General features: G+C 65.6%; 17 protein-coding genes. 15 read left to right on the plus strand and 2 right to left on the minus strand.

The window, feature by feature from the left end:
* Positions 1 to 218 precede the first annotated feature (218 nt).
* From aceE to lpdA, 3 genes are all read left to right on the plus strand, one after another.
* A complete protein-coding gene (gene aceE / locus H0X90_RS28865; RefSeq protein ID WP_006482558.1) occupies positions 219 to 2,915 on the plus strand; it encodes a pyruvate dehydrogenase (acetyl-transferring), homodimeric type in 2,697 nt (898 codons plus the stop codon).
* A gap of 68 nt (positions 2,916 to 2,983) precedes the next feature.
* Positions 2,984 to 4,633, plus strand: coding sequence for a dihydrolipoyllysine-residue acetyltransferase (gene aceF / locus H0X90_RS28870; RefSeq protein WP_077188724.1), 1,650 nt, complete (start codon positions 2,984 to 2,986; stop codon positions 4,631 to 4,633).
* A gap of 277 nt (positions 4,634 to 4,910) precedes the next feature.
* Complete coding sequence (gene lpdA / locus H0X90_RS28875) at positions 4,911 to 6,680, plus strand: dihydrolipoyl dehydrogenase (RefSeq protein WP_006481971.1); 1,770 nt, start codon at positions 4,911 to 4,913, stop codon at positions 6,678 to 6,680.
* Between the two features lie 198 nt (positions 6,681 to 6,878).
* On the opposite strand, the gene H0X90_RS28880 is transcribed toward lpdA, so the two are convergent.
* Positions 6,879 to 7,445 carry a phasin family protein gene (locus tag H0X90_RS28880; protein ID WP_006481973.1) on the minus strand — a complete coding sequence of 189 codons (567 nt, stop codon included), beginning with the start codon at positions 7,443 to 7,445 and terminating at the stop codon, positions 6,879 to 6,881.
* 287 nt (positions 7,446 to 7,732) lie between these two features.
* Here H0X90_RS28880 and H0X90_RS36090 point away from each other — a divergent pair, with 287 nt between their 5' ends.
* Positions 7,733 to 7,867, plus strand: a complete 135-nt coding sequence (locus tag H0X90_RS36090; protein ID WP_256858327.1) for a hypothetical protein — start codon at positions 7,733 to 7,735, stop codon at positions 7,865 to 7,867.
* A gap of 232 nt (positions 7,868 to 8,099) precedes the next feature.
* Entirely contained in the window at positions 8,100 to 9,266 is a 1,167-nt protein-coding gene (pbpG, locus tag H0X90_RS28885; RefSeq protein ID WP_006481981.1) for a D-alanyl-D-alanine endopeptidase, read from the plus strand.
* 113 nt (positions 9,267 to 9,379) lie between these two features.
* Here pbpG and H0X90_RS28890 read toward each other — a convergent pair whose 3' ends face one another.
* Positions 9,380 to 10,189, minus strand: coding sequence for an IclR family transcriptional regulator (locus H0X90_RS28890; RefSeq protein ID WP_006478384.1), 810 nt, complete (start codon positions 10,187 to 10,189; stop codon positions 9,380 to 9,382).
* Positions 10,190 to 10,372: 183 nt separating this feature from the next.
* Here H0X90_RS28890 and H0X90_RS28895 point away from each other — a divergent pair, with 183 nt between their 5' ends.
* The 10 genes from H0X90_RS28895 (at position 10,373) to hscA (ending at position 18,836) form a co-directional block, all read left to right on the plus strand.
* Positions 10,373 to 11,095: a (Fe-S)-binding protein gene (locus H0X90_RS28895; protein ID WP_006481974.1), complete on the plus strand. Its 723-nt coding sequence runs from the start codon at positions 10,373 to 10,375 to the stop codon at positions 11,093 to 11,095.
* 34 nt (positions 11,096 to 11,129) lie between these two features.
* Positions 11,130 to 12,542, plus strand: coding sequence for a lactate utilization protein B (locus H0X90_RS28900; protein WP_077188725.1), 1,413 nt, complete (start codon positions 11,130 to 11,132; stop codon positions 12,540 to 12,542).
* 128 nt (positions 12,543 to 12,670) lie between these two features.
* Positions 12,671 to 12,898, plus strand: coding sequence for a hypothetical protein (locus tag H0X90_RS28905; protein ID WP_006481968.1), 228 nt, complete (start codon positions 12,671 to 12,673; stop codon positions 12,896 to 12,898).
* A gap of 101 nt (positions 12,899 to 12,999) precedes the next feature.
* On the plus strand, positions 13,000 to 13,482 hold the full coding sequence (locus H0X90_RS28910; RefSeq protein WP_006481978.1) for a low molecular weight protein-tyrosine-phosphatase: 483 nt from the start codon (positions 13,000 to 13,002) through the stop codon (positions 13,480 to 13,482).
* Between the two features lie 114 nt (positions 13,483 to 13,596).
* The gene (iscR, locus tag H0X90_RS28915; RefSeq protein ID WP_006481969.1) at positions 13,597 to 14,136 is read left to right on the plus strand and encodes a Fe-S cluster assembly transcriptional regulator IscR; all 540 of its coding nucleotides are present in this window, start codon (positions 13,597 to 13,599) and stop codon (positions 14,134 to 14,136) included.
* A gap of 65 nt (positions 14,137 to 14,201) precedes the next feature.
* Positions 14,202 to 15,425 (plus strand): IscS subfamily cysteine desulfurase, encoded by a 1,224-nt coding sequence (locus H0X90_RS28920; protein ID WP_006481979.1) that lies wholly within the window; start codon positions 14,202 to 14,204, stop codon positions 15,423 to 15,425.
* Positions 15,426 to 15,492: 67 nt separating this feature from the next.
* Positions 15,493 to 15,900, plus strand: coding sequence for a Fe-S cluster assembly scaffold IscU (gene iscU, locus H0X90_RS28925; protein WP_006481982.1), 408 nt, complete (start codon positions 15,493 to 15,495; stop codon positions 15,898 to 15,900).
* A 65-nt stretch (positions 15,901 to 15,965) separates the two neighbouring features.
* Positions 15,966 to 16,289, plus strand: a complete 324-nt coding sequence (iscA, locus tag H0X90_RS28930; protein WP_012492710.1) for an iron-sulfur cluster assembly protein IscA — start codon at positions 15,966 to 15,968, stop codon at positions 16,287 to 16,289.
* 96 nt (positions 16,290 to 16,385) lie between these two features.
* Positions 16,386 to 16,913, plus strand: coding sequence for a Fe-S protein assembly co-chaperone HscB (hscB, locus tag H0X90_RS28935; protein WP_006491598.1), 528 nt, complete (start codon positions 16,386 to 16,388; stop codon positions 16,911 to 16,913).
* A 54-nt stretch (positions 16,914 to 16,967) separates the two neighbouring features.
* Entirely contained in the window at positions 16,968 to 18,836 is a 1,869-nt protein-coding gene (gene hscA / locus H0X90_RS28940) for a Fe-S protein assembly chaperone HscA (RefSeq protein ID WP_077188726.1), read from the plus strand.
* The last annotated feature ends 15 nt before the right edge of the window (positions 18,837 to 18,851 follow it).

Raw genomic sequence — 18,851 nt, forward strand, 5'->3', positions numbered from 1 at the left:
GGAAACGGTTTTGTTCCGACGAGACGTGCCGGAGAGCCCCGAAATATGGGTGCAGCGCAGCAATATTCCGCATTGCGAGAAAAGATCTCACAATTCGAAAATTTTGTTGCGCGGGCCCGTCCACGCTCATTACAATCCGCTGGAGCTTGCCCGCAGCCGGCCGCGTCGCGTCGTCTGCACGAGAGCGATCCTCACATTCCAGGACCCAGGAGACGAGAATGTCCGCTGTACCGAACGAAGTGATGAAATATGTCGCCGCCGAACGTGACGACGACCCGCAAGAAACCGTCGAGTGGCTGGAGTCGCTCGATGGCGTGATCTCCTCCGTGGGCACTGGCCGTGCGCATTACCTGATCGAAAAGCAGATCGAATTCGCCCGCATGCACGGCGAACACCTGCCGTTCTCCGCCAATACCCCGTACATCAACACGATTCCGGTCGAAGCCCAGGCGAAGATTCCGGGCGACCAGGACATCGAGCACCGCATCCGTTCGTACACGCGCTGGAACGCGCTGGCGATGGTGCTGCGCGCAGGCAAGGACACGAACGTCGGCGGTCACATCGCGTCGTTCGCGTCGGCCGCGACGCTCTACGACGTCGGCTACAACCACTTCTGGCACGCAGCGTCCGACCAGCACGGCGGCGATCTCGTGTTCGTGCAGGGCCACTCGTCGCCGGGCGTGTACTCGCGCGCGTTCCTGCTCGGCCGTCTGTCGGAAGAGCAGCTCGACAACTTCCGCCAGGAAGTCGACGGCAAGGGCATCTCGTCGTACCCGCACCCGTGGCTGATGCCGGATTTCTGGCAGTTCCCGACCGTGTCGATGGGTCTCGGCCCGATCATGGCGATCTACCAGGCGCGCTTCATGAAGTACCTGGAGTCGCGCGGCATCGCGAAGACGGAAGGCCGCAAGGTGTGGGCGTTCCTCGGCGACGGCGAGACGGACGAGCCGGAATCGCTCGGCGCGATCGGCATGGCGAGCCGCGAGAAGCTCGACAACCTCGTGTTCGTGATCAACTGCAACCTGCAGCGTCTCGACGGCCCGGTGCGCGGCAACGGCAAGATCATCCAGGAACTCGAATCGGAATTCCGCGGCGCCGGCTGGAACGTGATCAAGGTCATCTGGGGCAGCCGCTGGGATGCGCTGTTCGCGCGCGACAAGTCGGGCGCGCTGATGCGCCGCATGATGGAGTGCGTCGACGGCGAATACCAGACGTACAAGTCGGAGTCGGGCGCGTACGTGCGCGAGCACTTCTTCAACACGCCTGAACTGAAGGCGCTGGTCGCCGACTGGTCGGACGACGACATCTGGGCGCTGAACCGCGGCGGTCACGATCCGCACAAGATCTACGCGGCGTTCCACGAAGCCACGAACACGAAGGGCGCGCCGACCGTCATCCTCGCGAAGACCATCAAGGGCTACGGGATGGGCGAGTCGGGCCAGGCGATGAACATCACGCACCAGCAGAAGAAGCTGCCGGTCGAGCAACTGAAGAAGTTCCGTGACCAGTTCCGCCTGCCGATCACCGACGAGCAGATCGCCGACGTGCCGTACCTCAAGTTCGAGGAAGGTTCGAAGGAACTCGAATACATGCGCCAGAAGCGCATGGACCTCGGCGGCTACCTGCCGCACCGCCGCGAGAAGGCGACGTCGCTGCCGGTGCCGGCGCTCGACGCGTTCGAGCCGCTCTTGAAGGGCACGGGCGAAGGCCGCGAGATCTCGACGACGATGGCGTTCGTGCGGATCCTGAACATCCTGCTGAAGGACAAGGCGCTCGGCAAGCGCGTCGTGCCGATCGTCCCGGACGAATCGCGTACGTTCGGCATGGAAGGCCTGTTCCGCCAGATCGGTATCTGGAACCAGGAAGGCCAGAAGTACGTGCCGGAAGATTCCGACCAGCTGATGTTCTACAAGGAATCGCAGACCGGCCAGATCTTGCAGGAAGGCATCAACGAAGCGGGCGGCATGTGCGACTGGATCGCGGCGGCGACGTCGTATTCGACGCACGGCGAGATCATGGTGCCGTTCTACATCTTCTACTCGATGTTCGGCTTCCAGCGGATCGGCGACCTCGCGTGGGCCGCGGGCGACATGCGTTCGCGCGGCTTCCTGCTGGGCGGCACGGCGGGCCGGACGACGCTGAACGGCGAAGGCCTGCAGCACGAAGACGGTCACTCGCTCCTGTGGGCGGCCTCGGTGCCGAACTGCGTGAGCTACGACCCGACGTTCGGCTACGAACTCGCGGTGATCATCCAGGACGGCCTGCGCCGCATGGTGCAGGAGCAGGAAGACGTGTACTACTACATCACGGTGATGAACGAAAACTACGAGCACCCGGCGATTCCGCAGGGCGAGCACGTGGCGGCCGACATCATCAAGGGCATGTACGCGTTCAAGAAGGCCGACGCCGACAAGAAGGCGCCGCGCGTCCAGCTGCTCGGCGCGGGCACGATCTTCAACGAAGTGATCGCCGCCGCCGACCTGCTGAAGAACGACTGGGGCGTCGCCGCTGACCTGTGGAGCGTGCCGAGCTTCACGGAACTCGCGCGCGAAGGCCATGAGGTCGAGCGCTGGAACCTGCTCCATCCGACCGAAGAGCGTCGCCTGTCGCACGTGCAGAAGTGCCTGAAGGACACGCAGGGCCCGGTCATCGCATCGACCGACTACGTCCGTGCGCTGGTCGACCAGATCCGTGGCCAGATCGATCGCCGCTTCGTCGTGCTGGGCACCGACGGCTTTGGCCGTTCGGATACCCGCGAGAAGCTGCGTCACTTCTTCGAGGTCGACCGTCACTGGGTCACCGTCGCCGCGCTCAACGCGCTGGCCGACGAAGGCACGATCGAGCGCAAGGTGGTCGCGGACGCGATCGCCAAGTACAACCTCGATCCGTCCAAGCCCAACCCGATGACCGTTTAACGCACACGCCGTGTGATGCCGCGCGCCGCTCCCGCGAGGAGCGCGCGCGGCCATGGAGACAGAAACAGATGAGTCAAGCGATCGAAGTGAAGGTGCCGGATATCGGCGATTACAAGGACGTGCCGGTCATCGAGATCGGCGTGAAGGTGGGCGATACGGTCGAGCCCGAGCAGTCGCTCGTCACGCTCGAGTCGGACAAGGCGACGATGGACGTGCCGAGCCCGGTCGGCGGCGTCGTGAAGGAAATCAAGGTCAAGGTCGGCGATTCCGTGTCGGAAGGCTCGCTGATCGTCCTGCTCGAAGGCGGCGCAGGCGCCCAGGCGAACGGCGCGGCCGCGCCGGCAGCAGCGCCGGCTCCCGCAGCGGCGCCGGCCGCCGCTGCGCCCGCTGCCGCCCCGGCAGCATCCGGCGGCACGCTCGAAGTGAAGGTGCCCGACATCGGCGACTACAAGGACGTTCCGGTGATCGAGATCGGCGTGAAGGTCGGCGACACGGTCGAGAAGGAACAGTCGCTCGTCACGCTCGAATCGGACAAGGCGACGATGGACGTGCCGAGCCCGGCCGCCGGCGTCGTGAAGGACATCAAGGTCAAGGTGGGCGATTCGGTGTCGGAAGGCACGCTGATCGTGCTGCTCGAAGCCGCCGGCGCACCGGCTGCCGCACCGCAGGCCAGCGCACCGGCTCCGGCCGCTGCCGCGCCCGCGCCTGCCGCTGCACCGGCGCCCGCGCCTGCGAAGGCTGCGCCGGCACCGGCACCGGCAGCCGCCGCCCCGGCCGCCGCGCCGTCGGGCGAATACCGCGCCAGCCACGCATCGCCGTCGGTCCGCAAGTTCGCACGCGAACTCGGCGTCGACGTCGCACGCGTGCAGGGTTCGGGTCCGAAGGGCCGCATTACGAAGGAAGACGTCACGGGCTTCGTGAAGGGCGTGATGACGGGCCAGCGCGCGGCGCCGGGCGCGGCAGCCGCGCCGGCAGGCGGCGGCGAGCTGAACCTGCTGCCGTGGCCGAAGGTCGACTTCTCGAAGTTCGGCCCGTTCGAGGCGAAGCCGCTGTCGCGCATCAAGAAGATCTCGGGCGCGAACCTGCATCGCAACTGGGTGATGATCCCGCACGTCACGAACAACGACGAAGCGGACATCACCGAGCTCGAGGCGCTGCGCGTCCAGCTGAACAAGGAGCACGAAAAGGCGGGCGTGAAGTTCACGATGCTCGCGTTCGTGATCAAGGCAGTCGTCGCCGCGCTGAAGAAATTCCCGACCTTCAACGCGAGCCTCGACGGCGACAACCTCGTGTTCAAGCAGTACTTCCACGTCGGTTTCGCGGCCGATACGCCGAACGGTCTCGTCGTGCCGGTGATCCGCGATGCGGACAAGAAGGGCCTCGTCGACATCGCGAAGGAAATGAGCGACCTGTCGAAGGCCGCGCGCGAAGGCAAGCTGAAGCCGGACCAGATGCAGGGCGGCTGCTTCTCGATCTCGTCGCTCGGCGGGATCGGCGGGACGAACTTCACGCCGATCATCAACGCGCCGGAAGTGGCGATCCTCGGGTTGTCGCGCGGACAGATGAAGCCGGTGTGGGACGGCAAGCAGTTCGTGCCGCGTCTCATGCTGCCGCTGTCGCTGTCGTATGACCATCGCGTGATCGATGGCGCGGAAGCCGCGCGGTTCAATGCGTATCTCGGCGCGTTGCTCGGCGATTTCCGTCGCATCATTCTTTGATGAGCGGGGAGGTGGCTCGCGGGGGCGTGGATTTGTTTTTGGTTCTCTACGCCCTTTCGTTGAACCTGTTGCGCTAACGGTCTGCTAGCGTCGCCCCTGCGCGGGGCGGCGGTCACTTTTCTTTGTCTTCCAAAGAAAAGTAACCAAAAGAAAGGCGCGTCCTTGGGCGGACGGCAAAGGTGGTCATGCCCAGGGTTGTGGTTTTTGCCCGGCCGTAGTCAGGTTCTTTCGCGGGTTCCTCCCCCTCTGTCTGCAGTCAATCAAGAAGGGGACAGTCATGAGTCTCATCGAAGTCAAGGTTCCGGATATCGGCGATTTCAGCGGCGTCGATGTCATCGAAGTCAACGTGAAACCCGGCGACGTGATCGAAAAAGAGCAAACGCTCATCACGCTCGAATCCGATAAAGCCTCCATGGAAGTGCCCAGCGACGTCGCCGGCACCGTCAAGGAAGTCAAGGTCAAAGCCGGCGAGAAAGTCTCGCAAGGCACCGTCATCGCCATCGTCGAAGCATCGGCAGGCGCAGCCGCGCCCGCACCCGCGAAAGCACCCGAAGCGCCGAAGGCCGCAGCAGCTGCACCGGCCCCGGCCGCCGCGCCGGCACCCGCGCCGCAAGCCGGCAGCTACAGCGGCGCGGCCGACATCGAGTGCGACATGCTCGTGCTCGGCGCCGGCCCCGGCGGTTACTCGGCCGCGTTCCGCGCGGCCGACCTCGGCATGAAGACCGTGCTCGTCGAACGCTACTCGACGCTCGGCGGCGTGTGCCTGAACGTCGGTTGCATCCCGTCGAAGGCACTGCTGCATACGTCGCTCGTCGTCGAGGAAGCCGCGGCGCTCGCGTCGCACGGCATCACGTTCGGCAAGCCGCAAGTCGATCTCGACAAGCTGCGCGACTTCAAGGGCGGCGTCGTCAAGAAGCTGACGACGGGCCTCGCCGGCATGGCGAAGGCACGCAAGGTCGAAGTGGTGACCGGCGTCGGCGCGTTCGTCGATCCGTTCCACATGGAAGTGCAGGGCGAAAACGGCAAGAAGGTCGTCAAGTTCAAGCAGGCGATCATCGCCGCGGGCTCGCAGGCCGTGAAGCTGCCGTTCATGCCGGAAGACCCGCGCGTCGTCGATTCGACGGGCGCGCTCGAACTGCGCCAATTGCCCAAGCGCATGCTCGTGATCGGCGGCGGCATCATCGGCCTCGAAATGGCCACGGTGTACTCGACGCTCGGCGCCGAGATCGACGTCGTCGAAATGATGGACGGCCTGATGATGGGCGCCGACCGCGATCTCGTGAAGGTCTGGGAAAAGTACAACGCGAAGCGCTTCGGCAACGTGATGCTGAAGACCAAGACGGTCGGCGCGGAAGCGAAGGAAGACGGCATCTACGTGAAGTTCGAGGGCGAGAAGGCGCCGGCGGAAGCGCAGCGCTACGACCTCGTGCTCGTCGCGGTGGGCCGCAGCCCGAACGGCAAGAAGATCGGTGCCGACAAGGCCGGCGTCGCGGTTACGGATCGCGGCTTCATCGAGGTCGACAAGCAGATGCGTACGAACGTGCCGCACATCTTCGCGATCGGCGATATCGTCGGCCAGCCGATGCTCGCGCACAAGGCCGTGCACGAAGGCCACGTTGCCGCGGAAGCCGCGCACGGCGAGAAGGCGTACTTCGACGCGCTGCAGATTCCGTCGGTGGCCTACACCGATCCGGAAGTGGCGTGGGCCGGCAAGACGGAAGACCAGTGCAAGGCCGAAGGCATCAAGTACGGCAAGGCCGTGTTCCCGTGGGCCGCTTCGGGCCGTGCGATCGCGAACGGCCGCGACGAAGGCTTCACGAAACTGATCTTCGACGAGGAAACCCATCGCGTGATCGGCGGCGCGATCGTCGGCCTGAACGCGGGCGACCTGATCAGCGAAGTGTGCCTCGCGGTCGAGATGGGCGCGGACGCGGAAGACATCGGCAAGACGATCCATCCGCACCCGACGCTCGGCGAATCTGTCGGCATGGCCGCCGAGCTGTACGAAGGCGTCTGTACGGACCTGCCGCCGCAGCGCAAGAAGTAACGCGAACGGCGCGGCCGGCCACGCGCCGGCCCGAAAAAAACGCCGCCGCCCGGATCATCCGGGCGGCGGCGTTTTCTTTGGTGTGCGCGCGACAGGCTAGAAGGCGGAGCGCCGTTGCCGCTCGCCCACGCCCCCATGTTCCGGCGCCAGAAACGAAAAAGCCGCGCTGGGCGCGGCTCTTTCAGGAGCAGGGGACGCTTACGCGGCCGGCTTGCTCGAACGACGTGCGGCAGCGGCGGTGGCAGCCTTCGTTGCGACGGCAGCAGCGGCGTTGAAGTTCGTTTCAGCGATTTCGACCGCTTGCTTCGTGGCCTTCTGAACCGTTTCGTACGTGGTGTTCGCAGCGTTCAGTGCCGACTTCAGTGCGGCGACAGCCGTTTCCGAACCGGCCGGGGCGTTCTTCGCGACGTTGTCGACGAGCGCCTGGACCTTCTTGTTCTGCTCTTCGAATTGCGCTTCGGCAACCTTCGCGAATTCGGCTTGCGTCGACGACGCGATTTCGTACAGGTGACGGCCGTACGACAGCACCTTTTCCGCGACCGGCTGCGACAGGCTCGCCTGCAGCGCGATCAGTTCCTGCGCGTCCTTCACCGACAGCAGACGCTGCGCGTTTTCCTGGCCCTCGGCCAGCGTCGACTTCACGACCTGCAGGTTGAGTTCGATCAGCTTTTCGACGCCTTCGAACGCCTTGGTCGTCAGACCGAACAGGCTTTCGAGGTTGGCTTTCTGGGCGGCGGCGATTTGCTCGGGGGTCAGCAAGGACATGTCAAGCTCCTGAAAAGCGATCGCGTCGATCGCAGGGTAAAGGGCACTACGCTGGGGAACTTCGGCGATGCGTGCTTTGTGCAACGCAGCAATGAGGCCTATTTTAGGGCAGAGAAAACGGATGTCAAGTATTTTTTGTGCGTTGCACAATCGCGACAAATTATCGATAAAACAACGGGTTATCGTAGCCGTTCGGAATCGGTTTCAGGCCTGTTCCCAGATGGTGCGCACGATGGCGGGGCAAGCGCGCCGCACCATGATCACGCACAGGTAAACCTGACAGGCCCATGGAACGTTATCCTTCTGTTCCTGTCGAAAAGCGCGCCGTTTCGATGCGCGTGCCGTGGCGACGTGCCGCCGCCACGGTCGAGACCGGCGCCTTTGGCACGCCGAGCGCCGGATACGTACTTTCCCCGCTTTAAATTGCCTCCGAAGTGACGTTATCTCAATTAACCGTGTGGTAATCGGGAGACGGGCGCTGTCGGGCAGTGCATCCCATGGATTTTTTCGATGGGAGCGGAAGGGTCGATTGGCCGGAGGTTGGCCGACCCTTACATTCCGGTTTAACGACGATCGGTAAGTGCCTAATATTGCTCTTTTTTTCAGCTTTAACTACACTTGCGGAAACCTCCCGCCCGCTTTGTCCAGACCCCAATGAAAGCCGAATCGTTTTCACCGCGCAGATTGTTGCAGAGCATGACGCTCGGCACGGCTGTGTCGGTCGCAGTCGCGTTGCTGGCGACCACCGCGTCCGTCACGCCTGCCGATGCCTTCGCCGCCACTGCGAAGACCCAAGCCGCCAAGAAAAAAGCCGTCGCTCCTGCTTCGTCAGCGAAGAAGAAGTCGGCCAAGGCGACCCCCGATAAATCCGCCAAGGTCGCCGCGGCCGATGCGCCGCGCGCGAAAGCGTCGCGAAAGCGCGTGACGCTCGCGGCGAACAACGTGCACGGCGGCCATCGCGGCGCGGTGCGCAAGGTCGCGTTCCAGCCGCGCCGTCCGACGGTCGGCCAGGCGTTCGGCCTGCACGACACGCCCGACGCGCTCGCGCTGCGCTCCAGCGTCGCGTACGTCGTCGACCAGAATTCCGGCGAGCCGCTGTTCGACAAGAATTCGCACGCGGTCGTGCCGATCGCGTCGATTTCGAAGCTGATGACGGCGATGGTCGTGCTCGACTCGAAGTCGCCGATGACCGACCAGCTCGAAGTCACCGACGAAGACCGCGACTACGAGAAGGGCACGGGCTCGCGCCTGTCGGTCGGCTCGGTGCTGTCGCGCGAGGACATGCTGCACATCGCGCTGATGGCGTCCGAAAACCGCGCGGCCGCCGCGCTGTCGCGTTATTACCCGGGCGGCCGTCCGGCGTTCATCGCGGCGATGAACGCGAAGGCGAAGTCGCTCGGCATGACCGACACGCACTTCGAGAATTCGACCGGCCTGTCGAGCTCGAACGTGTCGAGCGCGCGCGATCTCGTGAAGATGGTCAATGCGGCGTACCAGTACCCGATGATCCGCCAGTTCTCGACCGATCGCACCTACGAGGTGTACACGGGCAAGCGCAACCTGGTCTACAACAGCACCAACGCGCTGATCCGCGGTAACGGCTCGTGGGACATCGGCCTGCAGAAGACGGGCTTCATCAACGAAGCGGGCGAGTGCCTGGTGATGCAGGCGACGATCCACGGCCGGCCGATGGTGATGGTGCTGCTCGATTCGTTCGGCAAGTACTCGCGCTTCGCCGACGCGTCGCGTCTGCGCAACTGGCTCGATGCCGGCGGCGGCGAACGCCTGACGGCGGCCAACACGCCGAGCGGCGGCACCTGATCGTGTGCGGCGGTTCGCCGCCGTATCGATCGCCGCAACGAAAAAGCCCCGCAATCGCGGGGCTTTTTTCGTCCGGCGACACACCGGAGCGGGAACCGGGCCGACGGCGCGGCTTACGCCTGCCGTTGCAACCCGTCCACGTCCTTCTCGGGCGCCGGCCGGTAGCCGAGCGATTCCGAGATGGTGAGCGCCGTGCGGCTCAACTGGCCGAGCCACGCGTCCTGCAGGCGGTCGGCCGGCGCCGACAGCGACAGGCCCGCGACGAGCTTGCCCGAATCGTCGTAGATGCCGGCCGCGATACAGCGCACGCCGAGCTCGAGCTCCTCGTTGTCGCGCGCGCACGATTGCTGGCGGACGATCGTCAGCTCGCGCTCAAGCTTCGCGATGTCGGTGATGCTGTTCTGCGTATGGCCGGACAGCCCCGTGCGCGTCGCATAGGCACGCACGCGCGACGTTTCGTCGGCCGCGAGGAACAGCTTGCCGACCGACGTGAGGTGCAGCGGCGCGCGGCCGCCGATCGCGCGGACGACCTGCATGCCCGAGCGCTCGGAGTACGCGCGCTCGATATAGACGATCTCGTCGCCCTGGCGCACCGACAGGTTCACGGTCTGCCCGGTGAGGCGGTGCAACTCGCGCATCGGCATGAGCGCCGCATCGCGCACCGACAGGCGCGCCTTCACGAGATTGCCGAGTTCGAGCAGCCGCATGCCGAGGCGGTAGGTGCCGGGATCCGAGCGGTCGACCAGGCGGCAGGTCACCATGTCGTTGAGGATGCGGTGCGCGGTCGACGGGTGCAGCTCCGTGCGCTGCGCAAGTTCCTTCAGGCTGACCGGGTCACTGTGCGCGGCGAGCGCGTCCAGCAACCGCATCATGCGTTCGATCACCTGGATCGACGTTTTTGAATCCGGGGTGGGTTGGCTCATGTCGGGGGAGGAATCGGTTGACGCGTCAAGCGGTGTTGCAACGATTGTATCTCGTATTGTGAAAAAAGCGAACGCCGTTCGAGGAAGTCCTCGTTTCGCGCAGTGCGGGCTTGCGCGCGGGCCGGCGTTGGTCTTGCTGGCCAAACGTCGGATAATGAGAGCCGTTTTCTCGAAGGAGCACGTATGCGAGTCGGTTTGTTCGTCACCTGCCTGGTCGACCTGATGCGCCCCGAAATCGGCTTTTCGGCGCTCAAGCTGATTCGCGACGCCGGCTACGAGGTGATCGTGCCGCCCGCGCAGACCTGCTGCGGCCAGCCGGCCTACAACTCGGGCGACCGTGCGCTCGCGCGCGATCTCGCGGAAAAGACGCTGCGCGAGTTCGAGCAGTTCGATTACGTCGTCGCGCCGTCGGGTTCGTGCGGCGGGATGATCCGCGCGCACTACGGCGACCTGTTCCGCGACGACCCCGAACTGATGGGGCGCTACACGCGATTCCAGCAGAAAGTCCACGAACTGACCGATTTCCTCGCGAACGTCGCGAAGGTGTCGCTCGCGCCGGGCGAATTCGCCGGGCCGGTCACCTATCACGATTCATGCTCGGGCCTGCGCGAGCTCGGCGTGAAGGCGCAGCCGCGCGCGCTGCTCGCGCAGCGCGGCGTCGCGGTGACCGAGATGAAGGATTGCGAGCACTGTTGCGGCTTCGGCGGCACGTTCGCGGTCAAGTACGGCGACATCTCGGCGGCCATCGCGGACGAGAAATGCGCGAACGTGCGCGCGTCGGGCGCGGGCACCGTCGTGCTCGGCGATCTCGGCTGCATGCTGAACATCGAAGGGCGGTTGCGCCGCACCGGCGACCGCGACACGCGCGTGCTGCACGTCGCGCAGGTGCTGGCGGGCGACGTCTGACGCCCGGTTCCGCTCACTTTTCCCCGATACCGCGATGCAAGTCCAATCGATGCATTTCAAGGCGCGCGCCGGCCAGAAGCTGGCCGACCAGCGCCTGCAGCAGAACCTGAAGAAGCTGTCGACGAAGTTCGTGTCCGCCCGCGCCGACGCGATGACCCTGATCGACTTCCCGGCCACGCGTGCCGCGCTCAAGGCGCGCCGCAACCGCGCGCTCGAGCATCTCGACGTGTGGCTCGAGGCATTCGAGCGCGAGGCGACGCGGCGCGGCACGACGGTCCTGTTCGCCGAGACGACCGCGGACGCCGCGCGGCTCGTGGCCGACATCGCGCGCCGGCACGACGTGAAGAAGGTCATCAAGACCAAGTCGATGGTGTCCGAGGAAATGCGCCTGAACGCGGTGCTCGCGGAGATGGGCGTGCAGTCGATCGAGACGGACCTCGGCGAATACATCCTGCAGATCAACGACAACGAGCCGCCGAGCCACATCATTGCGCCCGTCGTGCACAAGGACAAGGACGAGATCGCCGACCTGTTCGCGCGCACGCACCGGCGTGAGCGGCTCACCGAGATTCCGGACATGACGCGCGAGGCGCGCGAGGTGCTGCGCCCGCATTTCATGTCGGCCGACATGGGCGTGACGGGCGGCAATTTCGTGATCGCGGAGACGGGCTCGGTCGCGATCGTGACGAACGAAGGGAACGAGGGCATGTGCACGGTCATGCCGCGCGTGCATGTCGCGGTGACGGGCATCGAGAAGGTGCTGCCGACGCTCGAGGATCTCGCGACCGCGATGCGGCTGCTGCCGCGCTCCGCGACCGGGCAGAAGACGTCGAACTACTTCTCGCTGCTGACCGGGCCGCGCGGGCCGGGCGACGAGGACGGCCCCGAGCACAGCTACGTGGTGCTCGTCGACGGCGGCCGCACCGGCCTGATCGGCGGCGAATTCCAGGAGATGCTGCGCTGCATCCGCTGCGGCGCGTGCATGAACCATTGCCCGGTGTACCAGAAAGTCGGCGGTCACGCGTACGGCTGGGTCTATCCGGGGCCGATGGGCTCGGTGCTGACGCCGAGCTACGTCGGGCTCGACCGCACGCTCGACCTGCCGCAGGCCGCGACGCTGTGCGGCGAATGCGACAGCGTCTGTCCGGCCGGGATTCCGTTGTCGCACCTGCTGCGCACGCTGCGCGAGAAGCAGGTCGAGCGCCATCTGCGGCCGTGGCGCGAGCGGGCGGCGCTCGCCGCGTGGGGTTTCTTCGCCCGGCGGCCGATGCTGTATGCGCTGACGACCAAGCTCGCCGTGCGCATCCTCGAACGGCTGGGCGGCAACGGCGGCACGTTGCGGCGCCTGCCGATGATGGGCGGCTGGATGGACACGCGCGACATGCCGACGCCGACCGGGCGCACGTTCCGCGAGCTGTACGCGGCGTCGCAAAGTCACCTCGGCTGACACTGTTCAGCGGGCAGCAACAGTGCGTTCGCTATTTGTATATTTATCTCGATAGATGCGGTCTATAGAATCTCGTCTGTAGTCCCCGGAATTGGGTTTCGGGGTACGAGGTCAACGAGGTCCGCATCATGAAAAAGACAATATCGATGTACTGGCCGCTGGCAATCGTGGTCCCGCTGGCAGCGGTTGCCTATCTGCATGCGACGGCCGGTGCGCCGTCGCGCGGCCCGCTCGCGGTTCACCAGGCGTCCGCCGAACTGGCGCGCGCGGTGTCGTTCGGGCTGGTCGGCGACGCGGCGACGCCGCTGCCGGCGGCATCCGGCGAGATTGCGCTCGCTGCGCCGAAGGCGCTGTAAGGCATGGCGCCGTCGCTTGGCGCGGCGGCGCGATTCCGGTCGCCTTTGTATAATGGCGTATTCTTCTCCCACGCGGTCCGCCGCGGCTTTCCGATAGTGCGATGACCCGCGTTGCGATCTGTTTCGTCTGTCTCGGCAACATCTGCCGTTCGCCCACCGCGGAAGGGGTGATGCGCCACCAGGTCGACGCGGCCGCGCTGGCCGACCGGATCGCGATCGATTCGGCCGGCACCGGCGACTGGCACGTGGGCGAGCCGCCCGATACGCGCGCGCAGGCGGCCGCCCGGAGCCGCGGCTACGATCTGTCGGCGCTGCGCGCGCGGCAGGTGAGCGCGGCGGATTTCGAGCGGTTCGACCTGCTGCTCGCGATGGACGAGGCGAATCTCGCCGAACTGCGCCGCCGTTGCCCGCCGCAGCATCGCGACAAGGTGCGTCTGCTGATGGAGTTCGCGCCGGGCGCGACCGAAACCGAAGTGGCCGATCCGTATTTCGGCGGTGCGCAGGGCTTCGAACAGGTGCTCGACCAGGTCGAGCGCGCGTGCGCGGGCCTGCTGGAGACGCTCCGGGCCCGCACGGCGCGCTGATCGCACGGTATTCAGCGGTCTGCGAATACCCTTTCAAAGACATGGATACTTGACTAAAAACGTCAAATATTTATACTTGACCAAAATCGTCAAGATTGCAGTCCCCTAGACACCATGAGACTCACCACCAAAGGCCGTTTCGCCGTCACGGCGATGATTGACTTGGCACTGCGCCAGGAGCAGGGCCCGGTGACGCTTGCAGGCATCAGCCAGCGCCAGCGGATTTCGCTCTCGTATCTCGAACAGCTGTTCGGCAAGCTGCGCAGGCATGAAATCGTCGAATCCGTGCGCGGCCCGGGCGGCGGCTACAACCTCGCGCGTCGCGCGCAGGACGTCACCGTTGCCGACATCATCATCGCGGTCGATGAACCGCTCGACGCCACGCAGTGCGGCGGCAAAGGCACGTGCGACGGCTCGAAGCAGCCCGACGGCCATTGCATGACGCACGAGCTGTGGTCGACGCTGAACCAGAAGATGGTCGAATACCTCGATTCGGTGTCGCTGCAGGATCTCGTCGATCAGCAGCGCGCACGCGAGGGCGCCCCCGCGGTGCTGCGCGATCGTCGCGCGCCCGAGCCCGTCGCCGCACCGGCCGAGCCCGCGCGCACGATGCCGCTCGGCCCCAATTCGGTGTTCAACATCGCGAGTTCGTGAGCGCGAAGGCGCCCGCCATACCCCATAACGCACATAGTCCCTGCACAGAATACCCGGAGCGACAGATGACCCAAGAGACTCTCCACCTGCCCATCTATATGGATTACAGCGCGACGACGCCGGTCGATCCGCGCGTGGTCGACAAGATGGTGCCGTACCTGCGCGAGCAGTTCGGCAACCCGGCGTCGCGCAGCCACGCCTATGGCTGGGACGCGGAGCGTGCGGTCGAGGAAGCACGCGAGCAAGTGGCCGCGCTCGTGAACGCGGATCCGCGCGAGATCATCTGGACGTCCGGCGCCACCGAGTCGGACAACCTCGCGATCAAGGGCGCCGCGAACTTCTACAAGGGCAAGGGCAAGCACATCATCACGGTGAAGACCGAGCACAAGGCCGTGCTCGATACGTGCCGCGAGCTCGAGCGCGACGGTTTCGAAGTCACCTACCTCGACGTGAAGGATGACGGCCTGATCGATCTCGACGTGTTCAAGGCCGCGCTGCGCCCGGACACGATCCTCGTGTCGGTGATGCACGTGAACAACGAGATCGGCGTGATCCAGGACATCGAGACGATCGGCGAGATCTGCCGCGAGAAGGGCATCGTGTTCCACGTTGATGCCGCGCAGTCGACCGGCAAGGTTGCGATCGATCTCGCGAAGCTGAAGGTCGACCTGATGTCGTTCTCGGCCCACAAGACCTACGGCCCGAAGGGCATCGGTGCGCTGTACGTGCGCCGCAAGCCGCGCGTGCGCATCGAGGCGCAGATGCACGGCGGCGGCCACGAACGCGGCATGCGTTCGGGCACGCTGCCGACGCACCAGATCGTCGGCATGGGCGAAGCGTTCCGTATCGCCCGCGAGGAAATGGCGACCGAGAACGAGCGCATCCGCATGCTGCGCGACAAGCTGCTGCGCGGCCTGTCGCAGATCGAGGAAACCTACGTGAACGGCGACATGGATCACCGTGTCCCGCACAACCTGAACATCAGCTTCAACTTCGTCGAAGGCGAGTCGCTGATCATGGCGATCAAGGACGTCGCGGTGTCGTCGGGCTCCGCGTGCACGTCGGCGTCGCTGGAGCCGTCGTACGTGCTGCGGGCGCTCGGCCGCAACGACGAACTCGCGCACAGCTCGATCCGCTTCACGGTCGGCCGCTTCACGACGGAGCAGGAAGTCGACTTCGTGATCGATCTGCTGAACAGCAAGATCGCGAAGCTGCGCGAACTGTCGCCGCTCTGGGAAATGCACCAGGAAGGCATCGATCTGTCGACGATCGAATGGGCCGCACACTGATACCGCATTGAATGCAACCGCGGGCGGATTGACGCACGCAGACGTAACGAGTCAAGGAGTCTGAGTCATGTCTTACAGCAACAAGGTTCTGGATCACTACGAAAACCCGCGCAACGTCGGTTCGTTCGCGAAGGACGACGACACGGTCGGCACGGGCATGGTCGGCGCGCCGGCTTGCGGCGACGTGATGAAGCTGCAGATCCGCGTCGGCGCGGACGGCGTGATCGAAGACGCGAAGTTCAAGACCTACGGTTGCGGTTCGGCGATCGCATCGAGCTCGCTCGTCACCGAATGGGTGAAGGGCAAGACGCTCGACGAGGCACTGTCGATCAAGAACACGCAGATCGCCGAGGAACTCGCGCTGCCGCCGGTGAAGATTCACTGCTCGATCCTCGCGGAAGACGCGATCAAGGCAGCCGTGGCCGACTACAAGAAGCGCCACGACACCAAGGAAGGCGATCAGGCAGCAGCCTGAGCGGCATCGAGCGGCTAGGGAAGGAAACGCGGTGCCTCCGGGTGGGGCGCCGCGGCAAGGACATCATGGCAATTACACTGACCGAAAAAGCAGCACAGCACGTGCAGAAATACCTCGTCCGTCGCGGCAAGGGTATGGGCCTGCGGCTCGGCGTTCGCACGACCGGGTGCTCGGGACTCGCGTACAAGCTCGAGTATGTCGACGAGCTGGCGCCCGAGGATCAGGTGTTCGAGAGCCATGGCGTGAAGGTCATCGTTGACCCGAAGAGCCTCGCCTATATCGACGGCACCGAGCTCGACTTCGCCCGCGAAGGCCTGAACGAAGGGTTCAAGTTCAACAACCCGAACGTGAAGGACGAGTGCGGGTGCGGGGAATCGTTCCGCGTGTGACGCGGCGCGCTCCGCGCGATGCGGGCAAGAGGCGGCACGGGCCGCCTTTTTAATGTGCGGCGTTTGCCGCGCGACGAACCGGAATTGAACGCGACGATGGTTTCGCTGAAAGACAGCCATTTCGACCTGTTTCACCTGCCGGCGCAATTCGCGCTCGACGAGACGGCGCTCGACGCCGCCTACCGGACGGTGCAGACGCAGGTGCATCCGGACCGCTTCGCGGCGGCCGGCGACGCGCAAAAGCGTATCGCGATGCAATGGGCCACCCGCGCGAACGAGGCGTACCGCACGCTGCGCGATCCGCTGAAGCGCGCGTCCTATCTGCTGTCGCTGCGCGGCGTCGACATCGGCGCGGAAAACAACACGGCGATGGAGCCTGCGTTCCTGATGCAGCAGATGGAGTGGCGCGAGGGCATCGAGGATGCCGCGGCCGCCCGCAACGTCGACGCGCTCGATGCGTTGCTCGCCGAGTTGCGCGACGAGAAGCGCGTGCGCGTCGAGCGCCTCGGCACGCTGCTCGACAGCGGCGCCGACCAGGCCGCCGCGGAAGCCGTGCGTCAGCTGATGTTCATCGAACGGGTCGCGTCGGAAGTGGGCGCGCAGATCGAGCGCCTCGAAACTTAACCGCGTGCCTTGCGGCACGCGCAGCAAACGGGCCGAGCGCCCGAACGAACCAAGATGGCTTTACTGCAAATTTCCGAACCGGGCATGGCGCCGGCGCCGCACCAGCGGCGACTCGCCGTCGGGATCGATCTCGGCACGACGAACTCGCTCGTCGCCGCCGTGCGCAACAGCGTGCCTGAAGTACTGCCGGACGAAGCAGGCCGCGTGCTGCTGCCGTCGGTGGTCCGTTATCTCGAGAAGGGCGGCCGCCGCATCGGCCACGAAGCGAAGGAGCAAGCCGCGACCGATCCGCGCAACACGATCGTGTCGGTCAAGCGCTTCATGGGCCGCGGCAAGGCCGAGGTCGAAGGCGCGGCGAACGCGCCGTACGAATTCGTCGATGCGCCGGGCATGGTGCAGATCCGCACGATCGACGGTGTGAAGAGCCCGGTGGAGGTGTCGGCCGAGATTCTCGCGACGCTGCGTTATCGCGCGGAAGACACGCTCGGCGACGAGCTGGTCGGTGCGGTGATCACGGTGCCCGCGTATTTCGACGATGCGCAGCGCCAGGCGACCAAGGATGCCGCGCGTCTCGCGGGCCTCAACGTGCTGCGCCTGCTGAACGAACCGACTGCCGCGGCGATCGCCTACGGTCTCGACAACGCGGCCGAAGGTCTTTACGCGGTGTACGATCTCGGCGGCGGCACGTTCGACCTGTCGATCCTGAAGCTGACGAAGGGCGTGTTCGAGGTGCTGGCCGCGGGCGGCGATTCCGCGCTCGGCGGCGACGATTTCGACCACGCGCTGTTCGACCATGTGCTCGCGCAGGCCGGTATCGACGCGAAGACGCTCGCGCCCGAAGACGTGCGCCTGCTGCTCGATCGCGTGCGCGTGCTGAAGGAAGCGCTGTCGTCGGCGCCCGAAGCGGCGCTCGACGTAACGCTGTCGAGTGGCGCGCACCTGGCGCAGACGATTTCGCACGACACGTTCGCATCGCTCGTCGAGCCGCTCGTGCAGCGCACGCTCACGCCGACCCGCAAGGCGCTGCGCGATGCTCAGGTCACGCCGGCCGACATCAAGGGCGTCGTGCTCGTCGGCGGCGCGACGCGCATGCCGGTGATCCGCGACGCGGTCGCGAAGTATTTCGGCCAGCCGCCGCTCGTGAACCTCGATCCGGACCAGGTCGTCGCGCTCGGCGCGGCGATCCAGGCCGATCTGCTCGCGGGCAATCGCGGCACCGGCGACGACTGGTTGCTGCTCGACGTGATTCCGCTGTCGCTCGGGGTCGAGACGATGGGCGGCCTCGTCGAGAAGATCATTCCGCGCAACTCGACGATTCCGATCGCGCGTGCGCAGGAATTCACGACCTTCAAGGACGGCCAGACCGCGATGGCGATCCACGTCGTGCAGGGCGAGCGCGAGCTCGTGGCCGACTGCCGGTCGCTCGCGCGCTTCGAGCTGCGCGGCATTCCGCCGATGACGGCGGGCGCCGCGCGCATTCGCGTGACCTATCAGGTCGACGCGGACGGCCTGTTGTCGGTATTTGCACGCGAGCAGCAGTCGGGCGTCGAGGCATCGGTCGTCGTGAAGCCGTCGTACGGCCTCGCCGATAACGACATCGCGAAGATGCTGGAAGACAGCTTCAAGACCGCTGAAATCGACATGCGCGCCCGCGCGCTGCGCGAAGCGCAGGTCGAGGCCCAGCGGATGCTCGAGGCGACGCAGGCCGCGCTGGCGGCCGACGGCGAACTGCTCGATGCCGACGAGCGCGCGCAGGTCGACGCGCTGGCCGATGCCTTGCGCGCGGTCGCGCAGGGCGACGATACGAATGCGATCGAAGCGGCGACCAAGGCGCTGGCCGACGGCACCGACGAATTCGCGGCGCGCCGGATGGACAAGAGCATCAAGCGCGCGCTGTCGGGCCGCCGGCTCGACGAGATCTGAATCCACGAACCGCGC

The organism is Burkholderia sp. 9775_39 (assembly GCF_015712225.1).
Taxonomy (GTDB): domain Bacteria; phylum Pseudomonadota; class Gammaproteobacteria; order Burkholderiales; family Burkholderiaceae; genus Burkholderia; species Burkholderia cenocepacia.

Bases quoted from the DNA above. Each gene is read 5' to 3' on its own strand.
- aceE (WP_006482558.1), top strand. From the start codon at position 219: ATGTCCGCTGTACCGAACGAAGTGATGAAATATGTCGCCGCCGAACGT.
- aceF (WP_077188724.1), top strand. From the start codon at position 2,984: ATGAGTCAAGCGATCGAAGTGAAGGTGCCGGATATCGGCGATTACAAG.
- lpdA (WP_006481971.1), top strand. From the start codon at position 4,911: ATGAGTCTCATCGAAGTCAAGGTTCCGGATATCGGCGATTTCAGCGGC.
- H0X90_RS28880 (WP_006481973.1), bottom strand. From the start codon at position 7,445: ATGTCCTTGCTGACCCCCGAGCAAATCGCCGCCGCCCAGAAAGCCAAC.
- H0X90_RS36090 (WP_256858327.1), top strand. From the start codon at position 7,733: ATGGAACGTTATCCTTCTGTTCCTGTCGAAAAGCGCGCCGTTTCGATG.
- pbpG (WP_006481981.1), top strand. From the start codon at position 8,100: ATGAAAGCCGAATCGTTTTCACCGCGCAGATTGTTGCAGAGCATGACG.
- H0X90_RS28890 (WP_006478384.1), bottom strand. From the start codon at position 10,189: ATGAGCCAACCCACCCCGGATTCAAAAACGTCGATCCAGGTGATCGAA.
- H0X90_RS28895 (WP_006481974.1), top strand. From the start codon at position 10,373: ATGCGAGTCGGTTTGTTCGTCACCTGCCTGGTCGACCTGATGCGCCCC.
- H0X90_RS28900 (WP_077188725.1), top strand. From the start codon at position 11,130: ATGCAAGTCCAATCGATGCATTTCAAGGCGCGCGCCGGCCAGAAGCTG.
- H0X90_RS28905 (WP_006481968.1), top strand. From the start codon at position 12,671: ATGAAAAAGACAATATCGATGTACTGGCCGCTGGCAATCGTGGTCCCG.
- H0X90_RS28910 (WP_006481978.1), top strand. From the start codon at position 13,000: ATGACCCGCGTTGCGATCTGTTTCGTCTGTCTCGGCAACATCTGCCGT.
- iscR (WP_006481969.1), top strand. From the start codon at position 13,597: ATGAGACTCACCACCAAAGGCCGTTTCGCCGTCACGGCGATGATTGAC.
- H0X90_RS28920 (WP_006481979.1), top strand. From the start codon at position 14,202: ATGACCCAAGAGACTCTCCACCTGCCCATCTATATGGATTACAGCGCG.
- iscU (WP_006481982.1), top strand. From the start codon at position 15,493: ATGTCTTACAGCAACAAGGTTCTGGATCACTACGAAAACCCGCGCAAC.
- iscA (WP_012492710.1), top strand. From the start codon at position 15,966: ATGGCAATTACACTGACCGAAAAAGCAGCACAGCACGTGCAGAAATAC.
- hscB (WP_006491598.1), top strand. From the start codon at position 16,386: ATGGTTTCGCTGAAAGACAGCCATTTCGACCTGTTTCACCTGCCGGCG.
- hscA (WP_077188726.1), top strand. From the start codon at position 16,968: ATGGCTTTACTGCAAATTTCCGAACCGGGCATGGCGCCGGCGCCGCAC.